This is a genomic window from Microbispora sp. H13382 (assembly GCF_014161445.1).
Lineage (GTDB): Bacteria > Actinomycetota > Actinomycetes > Streptosporangiales > Streptosporangiaceae > Microbispora.
In genome coordinates, this window is the sequence record NZ_JABBXA010000001.1 from 145,787 (window position 1) to 163,175 (window position 17,389).

A 17,389-nucleotide genomic window follows, 5' to 3' on the forward strand; every position below is an offset into this window, starting at 1 on the left:
ATCTACTGGTTGAGGATCGTCTCAAGCTCGGTGTTCGCGTCCGTGAGAGCCTGGTCGACGCTCTTCTTGCCCTCGATCACCTCACGCGCCGCGTTCTGCAGCACGGCCTTGGTGTCGTTGGCCTCCGCCCAGTTGGGGCTGGCCGGGAAGCCCTTGGCGACCTTGAAGGTGTCCGTGAACGGCTTCTGGGCGGGGTCGCCGCCCATCTCCGCGAGCGCGTCGGGGTAGAGCGGGAGCAGGCCGCCCTCCTTGGCGTACCGGACGCCGAACTCCTTGCCCGCGGCGAGCTTGACGTACTCGAGGGCGAGCTCGGGGTTCTTGGCGTCCTTCCAGACGGCGATGTCGTTGCCGCCCTGGAAGGCCGGGGCCGGGCCGGAGCCGTCCTTGGCGGGCAGCGAGAAGAAGCCCATCTTCGACTCGTCGACCTTGCCCTTGCTCTGCTCCTTGATGGCGGCGATGTCCCATCCGCCGGTGACGTACATGCCGACCTTGCCGGCGGCGAAGCGCTGGGCGATGTCGACCGAGTTCTGGGTCAGGCGGCCCTTGCCGGACACGCCGTCCTTGGCGACCAGGTCCGTGTAGAACTGGAAGCCCTCCTTGAAGCCCGGCTGGGTGAGCTGGCCCACCCACTTGCCGCCCTCGAACGTGGCGAAGTCGCCGCCGGCGGACCAGACGAACGGCGACAGGGACATGTTCGCGTCGGAGCCGCCGTTGAAGGCGAAGCCGTCCACGTCCTTGCCCTGCCCGTCCACGATCTTCTTGGCCGCGGCCCGCAGGTCGTCCCAGGTCTTCGGGACCTCGATGCCGAGCTTGTCGAACCAGTCCTTGCGGTACAGCACCGCGCGGGTGCCGCCGCCCCACGGCACGGCGTAGACCTTGCTGTCGATCGTCTCGTAGCTCCACAGGTTCTGCGGGATCTGCTGGAGCTCGGAGTCGTCCTTGACGGCGTCGGTGATGTCCGCGAGCGCGTCCTGCGCCACCCACGCGGCGACCTGGTCGTTGCCGAACTCGGTCACGTCCGGGCCCTCGCCGCCGGCGAGCGCGGTGGTCCACTTCTTCTGGGCGTCGGGCCAGGGAACCCACTGGACCTTCGCCTCGGCGCCCGTCTTCTCCTTGAACGCGGCGTTCAGGTCGTCCATGTACTTGGTGAAGACGTCGGTGGGGGCACCGAGTCGCCACACGGTAAGAGTCTGGCCGGCGAACTTGGGGCCGCTGGCGGCCGCGGAGGCCGCCGGAGCGGTCGTGCTTCCGGAGTCGTCGCTTCCGCAAGCGGCGAGTCCCAGGGCCAGGGCGGCGGTCGCGGTGGTCGCGGCCGCGATCTTAGCGATCTTCACGGTGGGTCTCTCCCTTCCCGGCTTCGCGTCGGGGGTGCGCCTCATGGGGGGTGTCGGCGGGCCGCTCACCTGCTGGAAGGCGCTCTCCTTTCGGTCGGCGCTCATGGCGTCCCGAGGCTGATCGGTTGCCTCCGGGCTGGCAGGCGATAAACTAACAAGAAACTTTCTTATAAAAAAGACCGCGTTAGCGGATCGTGACGAGAGGGGAACCTGCCGGTGCCTCAACGACCGGGTACGCCTCGGCTGCTTCGGCAGATCAACGACCGTGCGGCACTGGAACTCCTCATCTCCAGGGGCCCGCTCACCAGGGCCGAGTTGGGAGAGCTTACCGGGCTGTCCAAGGTCACATCCGGCCAGCTTCTGGCCCGGCTGGAGACGCGCGGGCTGGTCGCGGCCGCGGGGGAGCGCCCCGGCGGACGCGGCCCCAACGCCGCGCTGTACGGGGTCAACCCCTCCAGCGCGTACGTCGCCGGCCTGGAGGTGCTGCCGGACAGTGTCACGGCCGCGGTCGCCGACATCACCGGCATGGTCGTCGCCCAGGTGACCGTGGACCCGACCGAGGCCCGCGATCCCGTGCGCATCGTCCACGAGGCCGTCCAGCGTGCCTGCGGGACCGCCGGGATAGAACTGGCCCGGCTGCGCTGCTTCGTCATCGGCACGCGCGGAGTGGTCGACCCGGTCACCGGCGACGTGCGTTACTCGGTCGACCTGCCCACCTGGCACGTCGGCATCCTGGCCGGGCTGCGCACCCTGCTCGGCGAATGCGTGATCATCGAGAACGACGTCAACCTGGCGGCCCTCGCCGAGCAGATGTACGGCGCCGCGCGGGGCGCCGACGACTTCGTGATCCTCTGGACGGGGGTGGGCCAGGGCCTCGGCGTCATGCTCGGCGGCCGGCTGCACCGCGGCATCACCGGCGGCGCGGGCGAGATCGGCTGGCTGCCCGTCCCCGGGGAGCCGCTGCCGAGCGCGGTCACCGCGCCGCAGACCGGCTCCTTCCAGCGCCTCGTCGGAGGAGAGGCGCTGCGGAACCTGGCCCGCGCGCACGGCGTCGCCGCCGCGGATGTCCGGGACCCGGGGGTGGCCGGTCTGGTCCATGCGGCCGTCGCCGCCGGCAACGAGGCCTTCGTCGAGGACCTGGCCGGGCGGCTCGCGGTCGGGGTCGCGGCGGTCGCCGTGGTCCTCGACCCGGGACTCGTCGTGCTCGGCGGTGACGTGGGCAGGGCCGGCGGTGTCCACCTCGCGGAGCGCGTCGAGGAGGCGGTGGCCCGGGTGTGCCCGAGCCGCCCCACAGTGGTGGCGACCGGAGTGGAGGGCAATCCCGTTCTCATGGGTGCGATCGTCGCGGCACTGGACCGAGCGCGTGAGGAGGTCTTCTCGGACACGGTTTGACGATGAGCCGATGGTGCGGCCTCGGTCCCCGCGCGGCCGCCGTGCGCGCATCGCCATCCCGCGCCGAGCACGAGGCCGCCTACGGCGAGCTGCCCTGCCCTGGTCGTCCTGAAGAGGGGCAGCCCAGGCGGCGGTATCTGCCGGGGGCCGTGCCGTACTCGCGCTTGAACGCATTGGCGAAGGCGAACTCCGAGCCGTAGCCGACCGCGCCGGCGATTTCGCTCAGCGTGGCGTCGGAGTCGCGTAGCATGCGCGCGGCCGTGCCCAGCCGCCACCACGTCAGATAGGTCAGCGGCGGCTGCCCGACGAGCTGGGTGAACCGGCGGGAGAACGCCGCGCGGGACAGCCCCGCGCGACGGCCGAGGGACTCCACCGTCCACGGGTGAGCCGGGTCGCGGTGGATGCCCTCCAGTGCGGCGCTGATGGCCGGATCGGCCAGCGCCGCGGCCCAGCCATCGCCCCTGCAGTGCTCCATCGAGACGTCGAACCAGGCGCGCAGGATGTACAGCAGCAGCGTGTCCAGCAGCGCAGGCACCACCAGGTCCGCGCCTGGCCGTGGATCGGCGATCTCTCTGCCGAGCAGCTCGACGGCGGCGCGCAGCTCGGTGTTGTGGCCCAGCCTGGCGGGCAGGTGGATCATCGCGGGCAGCCCTGCGAGCAGCGGATGCGCCCGGGTGGAGTCGAGCTGGTAGCCGCCGCAGAGCGTCACGGTGACGGGCCCGGCGCCCTCCACGGAGGCCGAGGCGAACAGCTCGGCGTGGGCATAGGGGTCGCAGTCGGGCTCCGCGATGGGGCCGGCGGGCGAGTCGGCGAGCGCGTAGCCGTGCCCGTGAGGGAAGAACAGCACGTCGCCCGTCCCGACCGGGATCGGCTCGCCCTCCGGCGGGATCGCCCAGCACGAGCCCTGCAGCACGACCTGGAAACCCGCCGAGCCGGGCGCCGACGGGAACCGCTGCCCCCACGGCACGGCCCACTCGACACGCGCCGAACGGGGCACGCCCATGCGCATGGAGGCGACCACGTCGCTCAGCACGTCCATCTGGTGAGTCTACTGCGAAAGATGATCGCGTATGAATCGCAGACAGAAGCGCATTGGACGCCTCACTCATGGCTCATAAGGTCGACGATATGACAAAAGTCCTGGTCAGCGGGGCGACCGGCACGATCGGCCGTCCCCTGGTGAACCAACTCGAAGAGGCGGGCGCCGACGTCCGCACGGTGACGAGGCAGCTGACCGATCCGGTCGCGCTGGAATCGGCTCTCGACGGTGTCGACGCGGTGTTCCTGCTGTGGCCGTTCGCCTCGGCCGAGGGCATCCGCGAGGTGCTGGAGCTGATCGGGGCGCGGCGGGTGGTCTACCTGTCCTCGGCCGCCGCGCGCCCGCACGAGGTCGAGATCGAGCGCCTGATCGCCGCGACCGCCGGGGAGTGGACGGTGCTGCGCCCGCACGCGTTCGCGGCCAACACCCTGCGGTGGGCCGACCAGGTCCGTGCGGGCGTCGTGCGGCAGCCGTACGGCGACGTGGCCTCCGCACCCGTCCACGAACGGGACGTGGCGGCCGTCGCGGTGCGCGCGCTGCTCGGCGAAGGACATCACGGCGCGGTCTACACGCTGACCGGACCCCGGCCGCTGACCCGACGGGAGCAGGCGCGGACGATCGGCGCCGCGATCGGCCGGCCGGTGCGCTGGGAGGAGGAGTCTCCGGAGGAGGCCAGACCACGGCTGCTCGGGCTCGGGTGGCCCGCGCCGGCCGTGGACGCGATGCTGCGCGGTCTGGCCGAGCCCGGCCCGGTCACCGGGACCGTGGAGGAGGTCACCGGAGCGCCCGCCGGCACGTTCGAGACGTGGGCGAGCGAGCACGCCGCGGACTTCCTCGGCACCATGCGGGCCGCCCGCATCCACGAGTACGGCGACGCCTCGGTGATCTCGCTGGAGGAGGTGCCGGTGCCGAAGCCCGGGCCGGGCGAGGTGCTCATCAGGGTGACCGCCACGTCGTTCAACCCGTCGGAGGCCGGCCTGCGGATGGGCCTGCTGAAGGACGTGCTCGGCGTCACGCTGCCGCACACGCTCGGCTGGGACGTGGCGGGCACGGTGGTCACCGGGGCGGGTGACCTCGCCCCCGGCGACCGGGTGATCGGGCTCATCGACGGGGCGGCGGCCGAGTACGCGGTCGCGAGGGCGAGCGTGCTGGCCAGGGCGCCGGAGCGGATTCCGCTGGCGCACGCGGCCGCCGTGCCCGTGGCCGGGCTCACCGCGTGGCAGGCGGTCTTCGAGCATGCCCGCATCGGCCGCGGCAGCCGGGTGCTGATCAACGGCGCCGGCGGCGGTGTCGGGCTGTTCGCCGTGCAACTGGCCAAGCTCGCGGGTGCGCATGTGGTGGCGACCGCGAGCCCGCGCAGCGCCGCCGCCGTGCGGGCGCTGGGCGCCGACGAGGTCGTCGACTACACCACCGCCGCCCTGCCGGGCGGCAACGACGTGCTGATCAACCTGGTGCCCGACCTGCCCTCCTCGGTGACGGAGCTGGCCGAGGAATTCGTCTCGATCACCCAGCCGATCGTGCATCCGCGCGCCGTCCAGTTCGTGGCCCGCAACGACCCGGACCAGCTGAGCGAGCTCGTGGCGCTGATCGACAAGGGCCTGGTGGACGTCGAGGCGGACGTCCGCCCGCTGGAGTCCCTGGCGGAACTGCACCGTGAAGCCGAGCGCGGCCTCGTCCGCGGAAAAGTCGTACTGACGCTGGAGGCCCGGCGCTAGTCAGACGTCGGCCGGCGCTCCGGCGCTCTCCACGATTCGGCCTGCGTGGCGCGGTGGGCGAGCGCTGCGGGGCAAGCGCGGCGCGGGCGGGGTGAGCGCGGCGCGGGCGGGTCAGCGCTGCGGGGTGAGTGCGGTGCAGCGGGGTGAGTGCGGCGGGGTGAGTGCGGCGCGGGCGGGTCAGCGCTGCGGGGTGAGTGCGGTGCAGCGGGGTGAGTGCGGCGGGGTGAGTGCGGCGCGGGCGGGGTGAGCGCGGCGCTCCAGGCTCCGAGGGGCACGCCTGCCGAGTGGTGCGGGACACGGCGCGTGGATGACCGGCGCACGCGTAGGTGTGGCCGCGGCTCCGCCCCGCTGGACGCGAACTGCTCAGGTGCGGATGCGCAGGCCGCGGGGAGTGGGGTGGAAGCCGGCGGCTTCGAGCGCCGCCGCGAGCGGGGAGTCGGTGATGGCGGTGCCGTCGGCCCGCTCCACCGTCAGCTTCCCCAGAGCTCCCCCCTTCACGGCGACGGCCAGGGCCTGCACGGCGGGCCGCAGGTCCTCCTCGGACCCGAACGAGAGCAGGGTCTTCCCGCCGCGTTCGACGTAGAGGATCAGTGCGCCCTCCACGAGCACCACCAGCGCACCGGCCTTGCGGCCCGGTTTGTGGCTCACGTCGTCCGTACGGTCCGGCCAGGGCAGGGCCGCGCCGTACGGGTTGGCGGGGTCGGTCGCCGCGAGCACGACCGCACGGCGGGGCGGCGGCGGGGCGGGGACCGACCACAGGTCCTCGGCCGGAGCGGGACGTGTGGACGACATGGCGCGCATGCGGTCGACCGCGCCCGGGAGGGCGAACTGGGCGGCGCCCAGACCCTCGACGAAGTAGCCCCGCCGGCACCGGCCGCTCTCCTCGAAGGCGCGCAGCACCTGGTAGACGGCGGAGAACCCGCCGGGCAGGCGCTCGGTGGTGATGCCGCCCCTGGTCAGCACGCCGTGCCGTTCCAGCAGGACTTCGGCCTGCGCGTGGGCCCGCTGGGTGGCGTCGGCCGACGGCGCGGGCAGCAGCCACCATCGGCCGCTCACGGTCGGCGGGCCGCTTCTCGTCGGCAGCACCGCGCGCCGGCGCCTGGTCGCGGCCGGGCGATGCGCGGGCCGTCCGGTGCCCAGCGTCGAGCGCAGCGGGGCGAGCGTGTCGCCGGTGACCCGGCCCGACCAGACGAGGTCCCACAGCGCCGCCGCGAGCGTCATGTCGTCCGGTACCGCGCCGGCGGCGCTCACCGCCGTGCCGGCGGCGCCGGGCAGTCCGGTGGGCGTGCCGGCGGCGCCGGGTTGCGTCGTGGTGCCGGGTTGCGTCGTGGTGCCGGGCTGTGCGGCGGCCGTCCCCGTGGGGCCGGGGACGCGGCCGAGGATCCTGGCCCGGCGGGCCGCGGCGGCGTCCGGGCCCGACGGCGCCGTGCCCTCGCCGAGCGCCGCCGCCGCGATGCGGTTGGACAGCTCACGGAAGAACAGCGCACCGCCCCCGCCGAGGATCTCCAGGATCTGCTCGTGCAGCGGAGTCATGGTGATCTCGGATGGCGTGGGAAGCAGCAGGGGCGCGGTGTCGGCGAAGTAGAGGCCGACCCATCCGTCGCCGCCGGGCAGCGAACCCTGGCCCGCCCAGACGACCTCGCCGGACGAGGTCAGCTCGTCGAGCAGGGCGGGGCTGTATCCGGGCACCCGCGCCGGCAGCACCAGCGACTCCAGCGCGGAAGCGGGAACCGCCGCTCCCTGCAACCGTTCGATCGCCGTGATCAGAGCGTCCATGGCTCGCGCGGAGCCGTGGCCCTCCTGTCGCGCAGGACCCGCGTGCCCCCCCTCGGACCCCGCGAGCCCGGGCCTGCCGCCGTTCCCGCCCGGCCCGCCGCCGGTCGGCGTGACGCTCTGCGAGGCGATGCCGTGCCACGCGGGCAGGAACGCCGCCAGCGTCTCCGGGGGGACCGGTTCGACCTCCTTGCGGAGCCGCGCCAGCGACCGGCGCCGCAGCAGCCGCAGCACTCCGGCGTCGCACCACTCCTCGCCCCGGCCTCCGGGGCGGAACTCGCCCGCGACCACCCTGCCCGCCGCCGAGAGACGGCGCAGCGCGTCGTTCACCACCGCGACGCCCACGCCGAAGCGCGCGGCGGCCGTGCCGGAGGAGAACGGCCCACGGGTGCGCGCGTGCCGTGCGACCAGGTCGCCGAGCGGATCGGGGGCGGCGTGCGTGCCGCCCGGTCCGCCGGGCCCGCCTGCGAGCGGCGCTTCGAGGAACTCGTGGGGAACGCCCACCGGCAGCGGCACTCCGAGCGCGTCGCGCAGGCGCCAGGCGTCCTCGACGGCGGCCCATTGCTCGAGACCCGCCACGCGCACCCGGATGGCCCGGCGCGCCCGCTCCAGACCGGCGAGCCAGGAGGGGTCGCCCTCGCGGATCGAGACGTCCTGGGCGAGCAGCGGGCCGTGCGAGCGCAGCAGGTCGGCGAGGTCCTCGGCGTCCCGCAACGGCCTGTCCAGCCGTGCCAGTTCCCGCTCGGTCTCGGCCACGACATCCGGGTCGAGCAACTCCCGCAGGTCGGCCTGCCCCATGAGCTCGGCGAGGAGCGCGGTGTCGAGGGCGAGCGCCTGCGCCCGCCGCTCGGCCAGCGGCGCGTCACCCTCGTACATGAACGCGCCGATGTAGTTGAACAGCAGCGACGCCGCGAACGGGGACGCCTGCGCGGTCTCGACCTCGACCACCCGCACCCGGCGGGCTGCCACGTCCCGCATGAGGTCCACGAGGCCGGGCACGTCGAAGACGTCCTGCAGGCACTCGCGCATCGTCTCCAGCACCACCGGGAACCCGGCGTACTTGCTCGCGACGCCGAGCAGGTGGGCCGCCCGCTGGCGCTGCTGCCACAGCGGGCTGCGCCTGCCGGGTGAACGGCGGGGCAGCAGGAGGGCCCGCCCGGCGCACTCACGGAACCGGGAGGCGAACAGGGCCGAGCCGCCCAGCTCCTCGACCACGACCTGCTCGATCTCCTCGGCGTCGAAGACCGCGACGTCGGTCGGCGCCTCCTCGAAGGTGTCGGGCACGCGCAGCACGATGCCGTCGTCGGAGTGGACGGCCTGGACGTCGACGCCGTACCGCTCGCGCAGCCGCCGCCCGATGGCGAACGCCCAGGGGGCGTGGACCCGCGCGCCGAAGGGGGAGTGGATCACCACGCGCCAGTCGCCCAGCTCGTCGCGGAACCGCTCGACCACGAGCGTGCGGTCGTCGGGCACATAGCCCGTCGCCTCCCGCTGCTCGGTCAGGTAGGCGAGCAGGTTGCCTGCGGCGTAGTCGTCGAGGCCCGCCGCGCGGATCCGCCCGAGCGCCTTCGCCGCGTCGCCCCGGCCGCCCGACCCCGCCGCCGACAGCTCGCGGAGGAACGCGCCGATCGCGCGGCCCAGCTCGGCTGGGCGGCCCGGCGCGTCTCCGTGCCAGAAGGGCAGCTTGCCCGGCTGCCCGGGCGCGGGGGAGACCAGGACCCGGTCGGCGGTGATGTCCTCGATGCGCCACGAGGTCGCGCCCAGCACGAACACGTCGCCGACGCGGGACTCGTAGACCATCTCCTCGTCCAGCTCGCCCACGCGCGACGCCTTGTCGCCCACCAGGAACACGCCGAACAATCCGCGGTCGGGGATGGTGCCCCCGTTCGTCACCGCCAGGCGCTGGGCCCCGGGGCGGCCCTGGAGGGTGCCCGTCACCCGGTCCCACACGATCCGCGGCCGCAGCTCGGCGAACTCCTCGCTCGGGTAGCGCCCGGCGAGCATGTCGAGCGTCGCCTCCAGCGCGCCGCGCGGCAGCGTGGCGTACGGCGCGGCCCTGCGCACCACCGCCTCCAGCGAGTCGACCGTCCACTCGTCGAGCGCGGTCATCGCGACGATCTGCTGCGCCAGCACGTCGAGGGGGTTGCGCGGATAGCGGATCTCCTCGATCCGCCCCGCCCGCATGCGCTCGGCCACGACGGCCGTCTGGACCAGGTCTCCCCGGTACTTCGGGAAGATGACGCCCCGGGACACGGCCCCGACCTGGTGCCCGGCGCGGCCGATCCGCTGCAGCCCGCTGGCCACGCTGGGCGGCGCCTCGACGCAGGCGACCAGGTCGACCGAGCCCATGTCGATGCCGAGTTCCAGGCTGGAGGTCGCGACCACCGCGGGCAGGCGGCCCGACTTCAGCGCCTCCTCGATCTGGGACCGCTCCTCCTTCGAGACGGAGCCGTGGTGCGCCCGCACCACCTCGGGCATCGCGCCGCCCGAGACCCCCGCCTGCGCCATGTACTCCGACGGCATGGCGGCCGGGCCGCCCCGCCAGGCCTCCGCGCGTCCGTCCCCGCGCTGGACCTGTGCGAGCCGGGCATCCGGCCGTGGCTCGTCCGGCCGCCCGGCCTTGTCCTGCTCGTCATACTCGGCGTCCACGCGCCGGCCGTCCGGCGGCGAGGTGGTCACGCGCTCGGTGTCCGTGAGCCGCGAATCCGGCGGCGAGGCGTCGGTCTGTCCGGTGTCCGTGCGCGGGGCGTCGAGCAGGTCGCGCCGGTCCGACCACTGCGCGTGCAACTCCTCGAAGGCCTCCGACCAGTGGGCCGGATCCCCCGCGCCCTGATCCTCGCTCCGCGCGGGTGCGGACCGTCGCTCCCAGGCGAGCTCGTTGAGCCGGGTGCACAGGCGCTCCGACAGCCGCCGCGAATTGGCGAAGACGATCGTGGACCGATGGGCCTCGATCAGGTCGAGAAGGTGCTCCTCCACATGCGGCCAAATGCTCCTGCGGTGCTCCGGCGACTCGCCGTCCGCGCCGGGCGGAGGCGGCGCGAGCTCGGTCATGTCCTCCACCGGGACCACGACGTCGACCTCGATGACCTTCTCGGAGGGCGGCTGCACGACCGTGGCCGGGCGGGTCCCGCCGAGGAACGTCGCCACCTCCTCCACCGGCCGTACGGTCGCCGACAGCCCGATGCGCTGGGCCGGAGCGGGCAGCAGGGCGTCGAGCCGCTCCAGCGTCAGCGCGAGGTGCGCCCCGCGCTTGGTCCCCGCGACGGCGTGGACCTCGTCCACGATCACGGTCTGCACGCCGCGCAGCGCCTCGCGCGCCTGCGAGGTGAGGATCAGGAACAGGGACTCGGGCGTCGTGATCAGGATGTCGGAGGGCCGCGCGGCGAACCGGCGCCGGTCCTCGGCCGCGGTGTCTCCGGAGCGGATGGCCACCGAGATGTCGGGCGCGGGCAGCCCCATCCGCAGCGCCGTCTGCCGGATGCCGGTGAGCGGGGCCCGCAGGTTCCGCTCGACGTCGACCGCGAGCGCCTTCAACGGTGAGACGTACACGACCCGGCAGGGCCGAGGCGGCTCCCCGTCCGCCTTCCGGCCGCGTCGCGCGCCACGTCGGCCACCGGGCCGCTCGCTGTGCCGCTCGCCTGGCCGCCCCGCATCGGACCCGCCGTGGCGCTCCTGCCGCACCGCCATGTCCGCCGCCGTGCCCGCCGCCATGTCCGCCGCCGTGCTCGTCGCGGCGTCCGCCGCCGTGTCCGCCGGCGCGGAAGGGCTCGCCGTGTGCTCGACGGCGAGGCGGTCGATGGCCCACAGGAAGGCCGCGAGCGTCTTTCCCGACCCGGTGGGTGCGACCACGAGCGTGTTGTCGCCCCGCGCGATCGACGACCACGCGCCCTCCTGAGCGGCGGTCGGCGTCGCGAAGGCGCCGGTGAACCACTGCCTGGTCACCGGGCTGAAGCCGTCGAGCGAACCCACCTGCCCATCATGCATCGCGCCACCGACAGAAAACGCCGCGAGTCATCCCACCGCCAGGTGAGAGGCAAGTGCGGGGCAAGCCGGCCCCGCCAGGCTGATCCCCGTACGACGCGACCCTATTCACGACGGAGGGAACACGACATGTTCGCCAGGAGAATCCGCACCGACCGGCAGGACCTCGCCCATCAGGCTTATCAGGCCCGCCAGGCCCGCCGGGTCCGGTACGAGGCGCTGCGTGCGGAGCGTGCGGAGTGGATCGGCTGGCGAAAATGGCTGCTTCCCTGACCCCGGACTGGCATGACACGCCACGTTCGGGACAATCTTCCCCAGTATGAAAATCGACTACGCGGCCATAGAGGCGGAGCGCTCGCGGATCCGCGAGCGCTACCTGAGCGAGCGCCGCGCCGCCAGCAGCGCGAGGGGCCTGCACCACTTCGCACTGATCTCGTCAGACGTCGAGCGGACGATCCGCTTCTACCACGAGCTCCTCGAGTTCCCGCTGACCGAGATCTTCGAGAACCGCGACTACCGCGGGTCCAACCACTTCTTCTTCGACATCGGCAACGGCAACCTGCTGGCGTTCTTCGATCTCCCGGGCCTCGACCTGGAGCCGTACAAGGAGGTCCTCGGGGGGCTCCACCACATCGCGATCTCGGTGGAGCGGGGGACGTGGGAGCGCCTGCGCGGCAAGCTCGACGCCGCCGGTGTGCCGTACCAGGTGGAGAGCGGCAGCTCGATCTACTTCCAGGACCCGGACGGGGCCCGGCTGGAGCTGCTCGCCGACCCGCTCGGCGAGATGTACGGCAGCCGCGTGATGTAGCCGTCGCCTGCGGGGACGCCGCCGCGGCCGGGACGGCTCATCCCGGCTGCGGCGTCATACTGAACGCATGCGTCTCACGGACTTCTGGAACAGGATGCGCCGCCACTTCGGCGAGGCGTACGCGGAGTCGTGGGCGAAGGACTACGTGATCGCCGGGCTCGGCGGGCGCACGGTCGAGCAGGCCCTCGCGGAGGGCGTGGGGGCCAAGCAGGTCTGGCAGGCCGTCTGCCAGGAGGTCGACGTGGACCCCAGACTGCGCTGACCCCTCTCTTCCGCGCCCCCGCCCCCTCCCGTCCCCGCCGCCGTACCACGCCGCCTGGCGAAGCCGCGCCGGGCCGAACGCCGGGCGGAGGTGATCCGGGTCGACGCCGGGGCGCGGCACGCCGCACGGCTGTGTTTCGCGGTAACGGGTGCATGACGGTGCGGTGAGGCCTCGCCCACGGACGGCACTCTTGAGGCGTGCCCTCCTCGACTCCCTCGCCGGCGCCCGGTTCCCCAGCCCGCCCCGCCGGAGAGCGCCGTGGGCGTGGATGGTGGAGAGCGGGGGTGGTCTTCTCCGCGCTGCTGGCAGCGGCCGGGGTGGTGGAGTTGATCGCCGATCCGCTCCACCTCGGCACCGGCGTCGTGGACGTGCTCGACAAGCGGGCCAGCGTGATCGGCATGCTGCTGGGCGCGGCCGGGCTGGTCGTCAGCGTCTGGGGCCTGCGTCCGGGGGAGCCGTCCACGGCGCCGACGGCAGGACCGGGTCAGGACTCGCCCGGTGCGGGCGGGGCCGTCTCCGGCGGCACAGCGGTGGGACAGGTCGCGGACGGCCAGGCGACCGGCGCCCCGGGTGCCGGCCCAGATGTTCGTGGGCCGGGACGACCAGTTGCGGATCCTGGATGAGGCGCTGCAGGCGCGAAAAGGGCCGGGCGTGATCGCCCAGGCGGTGGTCGGTCTGGGCGGGATCGGCAAGAGTGAGCTTGCGCTGCAGTACGCCCAGACCCGTCGGCACGCCTACGACCTGGTGTGGTGGACGAGGGCCGAGGACGCCGAGCGGATCCAGGCAGGCATGGCCGGCCTGTGCCGCGAGCTCTGCCGCAGGCACGGCGGGCACGCCGCGACGGCCGCCGGGCAGACACCGGCGGAGGAGGCCGCGGAGTGGGCGCTGGCCTGGTTGTCCGGCACCACGGCCCGGTGGCTGGTGGTGTTCGACAACGTCGAGGACATCGACGATGCCCACCGGGTGGCCGGTCGGCTGGGCGCGGGGCACGTGCTGCTGACCACGCGCCGCGAAGTCGGGTGGGAGGAACTGGCCCCCACGGTGATCCGCCTTGACACGCTGCCGCACACGGCGGCGATCACGCTCCTTCTCCACCTGATGGGGCCGGGGGTGGCCGGCGAGACGGAGGCGGTGGGGGAACTCGCCCACGAGCTGGGCGGGTTGCCGCTGGCGCTCAAGCAGGCCGGCGCCTACAGCGCCCTCACTCCCGGCATGACCGTCGCCGCTTACCTGACGTTGCTACGGACCGCTCCACTGAGGGCGCTGAGTGCCGACTCGCGCCGCCGCGCCTCCGTACAAGCCGGTGAGGACGTCGTCGCCCGCGTCTGGGCCATCACGTGCGACCGCATCGGCCGGCTCGACGCCCTGGCCCTGAGGGCGCTGCAAGTGCTGGCCTGCTACGCCCCCGACGACCTGCCCTGCACCGTGCTCGCCGGGCTGGACGGCGCGGACGCGCCCGGCGTGGCCGACGCCCTGGGCCTGCTGGCCTCCTACAGCATGATCAGCCGGTCTCCCGATCGTCAGGCCGTAAGCGTCCACCCCCTGGTTCAGACCATCACGCTCGCCGGCCTGCCCGACGAGGAGCAGGCGGAACTTCGCCGCACCGCGGCCGGCCTGCTGTGCGCCGCGCTCCCGTCGAACCCCGGGAACATCTCCTCCTGGCCCGCCTATGCCCGGCTGCTGCCGCACGCCCGCGCGGTCCTCCACCCCGGCTCCTCCGGCATGCGCGCCGTCATCGAGTACCTCGCCAGCGGCGACTACCGCGCAGCCACGGCCTTCCAACAGCAGCGCGTCTCCGCCCTCCACGACACCCTCGGCCCGCACCATCCGGGCACGTTGATCGCCCGGGCCAACCTCGCCCGCTGGTCGGGGGACGCGGGGGACGCCGCGGGTGCGCGGGAGCTGTTCGCCGAGTTGGTGCCGATCGTCGAGCGGGTGTCGGGGCCGGAGCATCCGGAGACGTTGGCCGCCCGGGCCAACCAGGCCACCTGGACCGGTGCGGCGGGCGACGCGGCCGGGGCGCTCGACTTGTTCGCGGCGCTGCTGCCGGTGCGCGAGCGGGTGTCGGGCGGAGCATCCCAACACGTTGGCCGCCCGGGCCAACCTCGCCCGTTGGACGGGGAAGGCGGGGGGTCCGGCCCTGGCCCGCGATCTGTTCGCGGCGCTGCTGCCGATACGTGAACGGGTATCCGGCCCGCAGCATCCCAACACGGTGATGACCCGGACCAGCCTTGCTCTCTGGAACGAGAGGGCCGGGCGGAGCATGTGATCTCCACTGCTCGCGCCGGATTCTTGTCTTCTCTCGTCGTCGACGGCATCCACTTGAACGACGGTTGAGTGCTTGCTAGCGTGTTGAACAGATGAACACGGAGGAAGCACATGGGCGGAGACCACCTCACCCCGGATGAGGCGCTCCGGGAGATCGGGCGCGTGGATCTGCGGGTCCGGCATTCCTCGCGCGGGCCCGGACGGGCGTACCTGCTGGTGGGACTGGCCACGATGGTCTACTGGCCGGCGATGTTCCTCGGCTTCCATCCGTTGCCGTTGATCGCCGGAATCGGATGGATCGTCCTGACGATCGCCCTGTGCGTGTACATGGCCCGGCTGCGGGTCCACGACCGGCTGATGAAGCGGATCAACGGGCCGGTCTCGGCGGCGTACGTGCTGACGATGATGCTGCCGTTCGTCGCCGGTGTCTGGATGCTGCCCGACAGGCCCACGGCGGGCTGGACGGTTGCGCTCGTCGCTCTGTCGGTGCTCGCCGGGCTGCCCCTGGTGTACGGCGGGCTCCGCCTGATGAGGAACCGATGACCACCCACCCGCGCCACGAGCTCGACGAGATCATCCACGCGCCGGTGCGGCTGTCCATCATGGCGGCCCTGGCCGCGGCCGAGAAGGCCGACTTCCGCTTCCTCCGCGACACCATCGAGGTCAGCGACTCGCTGCTCAGCAAGCACATCCTCACGCTCGAAGAGGCCGGCTACGTCCGCGTGGAAAAGACCTTCGTCGGCAAGCGGGCGCGCACGTGGCTCTCGCTGACCGATCGGGGGCGTACGGCCTTCGAGACCTACATGAATGTCCTGCGACGAATTGTGGAGGCAACCCCCCGTGCTTGAACTCGACGGCCTGCGTAAACGCTACGGAGACAAGACCGCACTCGACGGGGTGGGCTTCACCGTACGGCCCGGCGAGATGTTCGGGTTCGTCGGCGCCAACGGCGCGGGCAAGACCACGACGATGCGGATCGTCATGGGTGTGCTCGACGCCGACTCCGGCGAGGTGCGCGTCGACGGCCACCCGGTGACGTACGACGACCGCCGCGGCTTCGGCTACATGCCGGAGGAGCGTGGCCTCTACCAGAAGATGAAGGTCGCTGAGCAGGTCGAATACTTCGGCAGGCTGCACGGGCTCGCCCCGTCCGCCGCGCGCGCGGCCACGGCCGCCCTGCTCGAGCGGCTCGGGCTGGTGGAGCGGCGCGACGACGCCGTCGAGGCGCTGTCGCTCGGCAACCAGCAGCGGGTGCAGCTCGCGGTCGCGCTCGTCCACGAGCCGGCGGTCCTGATCCTCGACGAGCCCTTCTCGGGCCTGGATCCGCTGGCAGTCGACGCGCTCGCGGAGGTGCTGAAGGACCGCGCCGCCGCGGGCGTGCCGGTGATCTTCTCCAGTCACCAGCTCGACGTGGTCGAACGGCTCTGCGACTCGGTCGGCATCATCTCCGCGGGCCGCATGGTGGCGCACGGCCCGGTGGCCGAGCTGCGGGAGCGGGAGGGCCGCGGGGTGCTGCGTGTCGTGGTCAGGGACGCCGCGCCCGGCTGGGCCGACGGGCTGCCCGGTGAGCTGACCCGGGAGGGCGACCGCGACGTCCTGCTGTGCGAGGAGGGCGACGACCAGGTCATCCTCCGTACGGCCGTCGGCGCGGGCAAGGTGGAGCACTTCGGCCGCAGGCAGCCCACGCTGGCCGAGATCTTCAGGGAGGCGGTGGCATGAACGGGCTGATGCTGGTGGCCCAGCGGGAGATCCGCACGCGCATCAGGACGAAGTCGTTCCTGATCAGCCTGGCGGTCAGCGCGGTCCTGGTGGCCGCGCTCGCGTTCCTGCCGAAGGTCCTGGGCGGTGGCGACACCTACGACGTGGGCGTCGTGGGGAACGCGCCCGCGCCCGTCGCCCAGCTGGCGTACTCCCGGTTGCCGGACGAGGCGGCGGCGCGCCAGGCCGTGATCGACGGGGACGTCGACGCGGCCCTGATCGACGGCGGCAAGGTCCTCGCGAACGGCGAACTCGACCAGCGGCTCGGGCTGATCCTCGAAGCCGCACACCGGGACGCCCAGATCAAGGCGGCCGGCGTCACGATCACGCCGTTGCAGGTGGAGTCGGTCGGCGCCGACGCCGAATACCAGAGCGTGCGCACCGGGCTCGCCACGCTCCTCGTGATGGTGCTGTTCTTCCTGCTCATCTACAGCGCGATGTACGTCGCCATGGGCGTGGTGGAGGAGAAGGGCAGCCGGATCGTCGAGATCCTGCTCACCTCGGTGCGTCCCTGGCAGCTCCTCGGCGGCAAGATCGCCGGGCTGGGCGTGCTGGGACTGATCAATCTCGCCGTGATCATCGTCGTCGGCCTCGCGGTGTCCTTCGCGACCGGCTTCACGGCCGACCTGCCGCCCGGTATGGCGGGAATCCTGGTCAGCGCGATCGTCTGGTTCGTGCTCGGCTACGCCTTCTTCTCGGCGCTCGCCGCCGCCTTCGGCTCGCTGGTCTCACGGCAGGAGGAGCTCAACAGCGTCCTGACGCCGATGACCACGCTGATGATGCTCACCTACGTGACGGCCTACTTCGCCGCCCTCGAGCCCACCGGCACACTCGCGCGCGTCCTGTCGCTCGTGCCGCCGTTCTCCTCGATGGTCATGCCGGTGCGTACGGCGGCCGCGGACGTGCCGCTGGGGGAGATCCTCATCGCCGGAGTGCTCATGGTCGTGGCCGTGGCCGCCGTCCTGCTGGGCGCGGCCCGCGTCTACCGGCGGGCGGTGCTCCGCACCGGCGCCCGGGTCAAGCTGGGCGAAGTCGTCCGCTGACGGGCCGGGCCCGGAA

Annotated in this window: 15 protein-coding genes; 12 read left to right on the forward strand and 3 right to left on the reverse strand. The window is 73.0% G+C overall.

Features of this window, described 5'->3' with window-relative positions:
* Nucleotides 1–2: 2 nt before the first annotated feature.
* The gene (locus tag HHX41_RS00565; protein WP_182904389.1) at nucleotides 3–1,334 is read right to left on the reverse strand and encodes a sugar ABC transporter substrate-binding protein; all 1,332 of its coding nucleotides are present in this window, start codon (nucleotides 1,332–1,334) and stop codon (nucleotides 3–5) included.
* Nucleotides 1,335–1,550: 216 nt separating this feature from the next.
* Between HHX41_RS00565 and HHX41_RS00570 the strand changes: the two genes are divergently transcribed.
* On the forward strand, nucleotides 1,551–2,726 hold the full coding sequence (locus HHX41_RS00570) for an ROK family protein (RefSeq protein ID WP_182904390.1): 1,176 nt from the start codon (nucleotides 1,551–1,553) through the stop codon (nucleotides 2,724–2,726).
* 79 nt (nucleotides 2,727–2,805) lie between these two features.
* Here the strand turns inward: HHX41_RS00570 and HHX41_RS00575 are convergent, their stop codons facing one another.
* Nucleotides 2,806–3,765 carry an AraC family transcriptional regulator gene (locus HHX41_RS00575; protein WP_182904391.1) on the reverse strand — a complete coding sequence of 320 codons (960 nt, stop codon included), beginning with the start codon at nucleotides 3,763–3,765 and terminating at the stop codon, nucleotides 2,806–2,808.
* A gap of 89 nt (nucleotides 3,766–3,854) precedes the next feature.
* On the opposite strand from HHX41_RS00575, the gene HHX41_RS39555 reads away from it, so the two are divergent.
* Complete coding sequence (locus tag HHX41_RS39555) at nucleotides 3,855–5,480, forward strand: alcohol dehydrogenase catalytic domain-containing protein (protein WP_220503613.1); 1,626 nt, start codon at nucleotides 3,855–3,857, stop codon at nucleotides 5,478–5,480.
* Nucleotides 5,481–5,843: 363 nt separating this feature from the next.
* Here the strand turns inward: HHX41_RS39555 and HHX41_RS00590 are convergent, their stop codons facing one another.
* Nucleotides 5,844–11,237 carry a DEAD/DEAH box helicase gene (locus HHX41_RS00590; RefSeq protein ID WP_396793820.1) on the reverse strand — a complete coding sequence of 1,798 codons (5,394 nt, stop codon included), beginning with the start codon at nucleotides 11,235–11,237 and terminating at the stop codon, nucleotides 5,844–5,846.
* Nucleotides 11,238–11,363: 126 nt separating this feature from the next.
* Here HHX41_RS00590 and HHX41_RS00600 point away from each other — a divergent pair, with 126 nt between their 5' ends.
* The 10 genes from HHX41_RS00600 to HHX41_RS00640 all read left to right on the forward strand — a co-directional run bounded on the left by HHX41_RS00600 (nucleotide 11,364) and on the right by HHX41_RS00640 (nucleotide 17,373).
* Nucleotides 11,364–11,507 (forward strand): hypothetical protein, encoded by a 144-nt coding sequence (locus HHX41_RS00600; protein WP_169979316.1) that lies wholly within the window; start codon nucleotides 11,364–11,366, stop codon nucleotides 11,505–11,507.
* A 46-nt stretch (nucleotides 11,508–11,553) separates the two neighbouring features.
* Nucleotides 11,554–12,042: a VOC family protein gene (locus HHX41_RS00605; RefSeq protein ID WP_182904392.1), complete on the forward strand. Its 489-nt coding sequence runs from the start codon at nucleotides 11,554–11,556 to the stop codon at nucleotides 12,040–12,042.
* Nucleotides 12,043–12,109: 67 nt separating this feature from the next.
* Nucleotides 12,110–12,304, forward strand: a complete 195-nt coding sequence (locus tag HHX41_RS00610; RefSeq protein ID WP_169979312.1) for a DUF3046 domain-containing protein — start codon at nucleotides 12,110–12,112, stop codon at nucleotides 12,302–12,304.
* Nucleotides 12,305–12,588: 284 nt separating this feature from the next.
* Nucleotides 12,589–12,927 (forward strand): hypothetical protein, encoded by a 339-nt coding sequence (locus HHX41_RS00615; RefSeq protein WP_182904393.1) that lies wholly within the window; start codon nucleotides 12,589–12,591, stop codon nucleotides 12,925–12,927.
* Nucleotides 12,887–14,485: a tetratricopeptide repeat protein gene (locus HHX41_RS00620; RefSeq protein WP_182904394.1), complete on the forward strand. Its 1,599-nt coding sequence runs from the start codon at nucleotides 12,887–12,889 to the stop codon at nucleotides 14,483–14,485. The genes HHX41_RS00615 and HHX41_RS00620 overlap by 41 nt, the downstream gene beginning before the upstream one ends.
* Nucleotides 14,445–14,573 (forward strand): tetratricopeptide repeat protein, encoded by a 129-nt coding sequence (locus tag HHX41_RS42145; protein WP_396793961.1) that lies wholly within the window; start codon nucleotides 14,445–14,447, stop codon nucleotides 14,571–14,573. Before HHX41_RS00620 ends, HHX41_RS42145 begins: the two co-directional genes overlap by 41 nt.
* 110 nt (nucleotides 14,574–14,683) lie before the next feature.
* The gene (locus HHX41_RS00625) at nucleotides 14,684–15,115 is read left to right on the forward strand and encodes a hypothetical protein (protein ID WP_182904395.1); all 432 of its coding nucleotides are present in this window, start codon (nucleotides 14,684–14,686) and stop codon (nucleotides 15,113–15,115) included.
* Nucleotides 15,112–15,420, forward strand: a complete 309-nt coding sequence (locus HHX41_RS00630) for a transcriptional regulator (RefSeq protein ID WP_169979304.1) — start codon at nucleotides 15,112–15,114, stop codon at nucleotides 15,418–15,420. The genes HHX41_RS00625 and HHX41_RS00630 overlap by 4 nt, the downstream gene beginning before the upstream one ends.
* Nucleotides 15,413–16,291 (forward strand): ATP-binding cassette domain-containing protein, encoded by an 879-nt coding sequence (locus tag HHX41_RS00635; RefSeq protein ID WP_310741691.1) that lies wholly within the window; start codon nucleotides 15,413–15,415, stop codon nucleotides 16,289–16,291. The genes HHX41_RS00630 and HHX41_RS00635 overlap by 8 nt, the downstream gene beginning before the upstream one ends.
* A complete protein-coding gene (locus HHX41_RS00640; protein WP_182904396.1) occupies nucleotides 16,288–17,373 on the forward strand; it encodes an ABC transporter permease in 1,086 nt (361 codons plus the stop codon). The genes HHX41_RS00635 and HHX41_RS00640 overlap by 4 nt, the downstream gene beginning before the upstream one ends.
* Nucleotides 17,374–17,389: the final 16 nt, after the last annotated feature.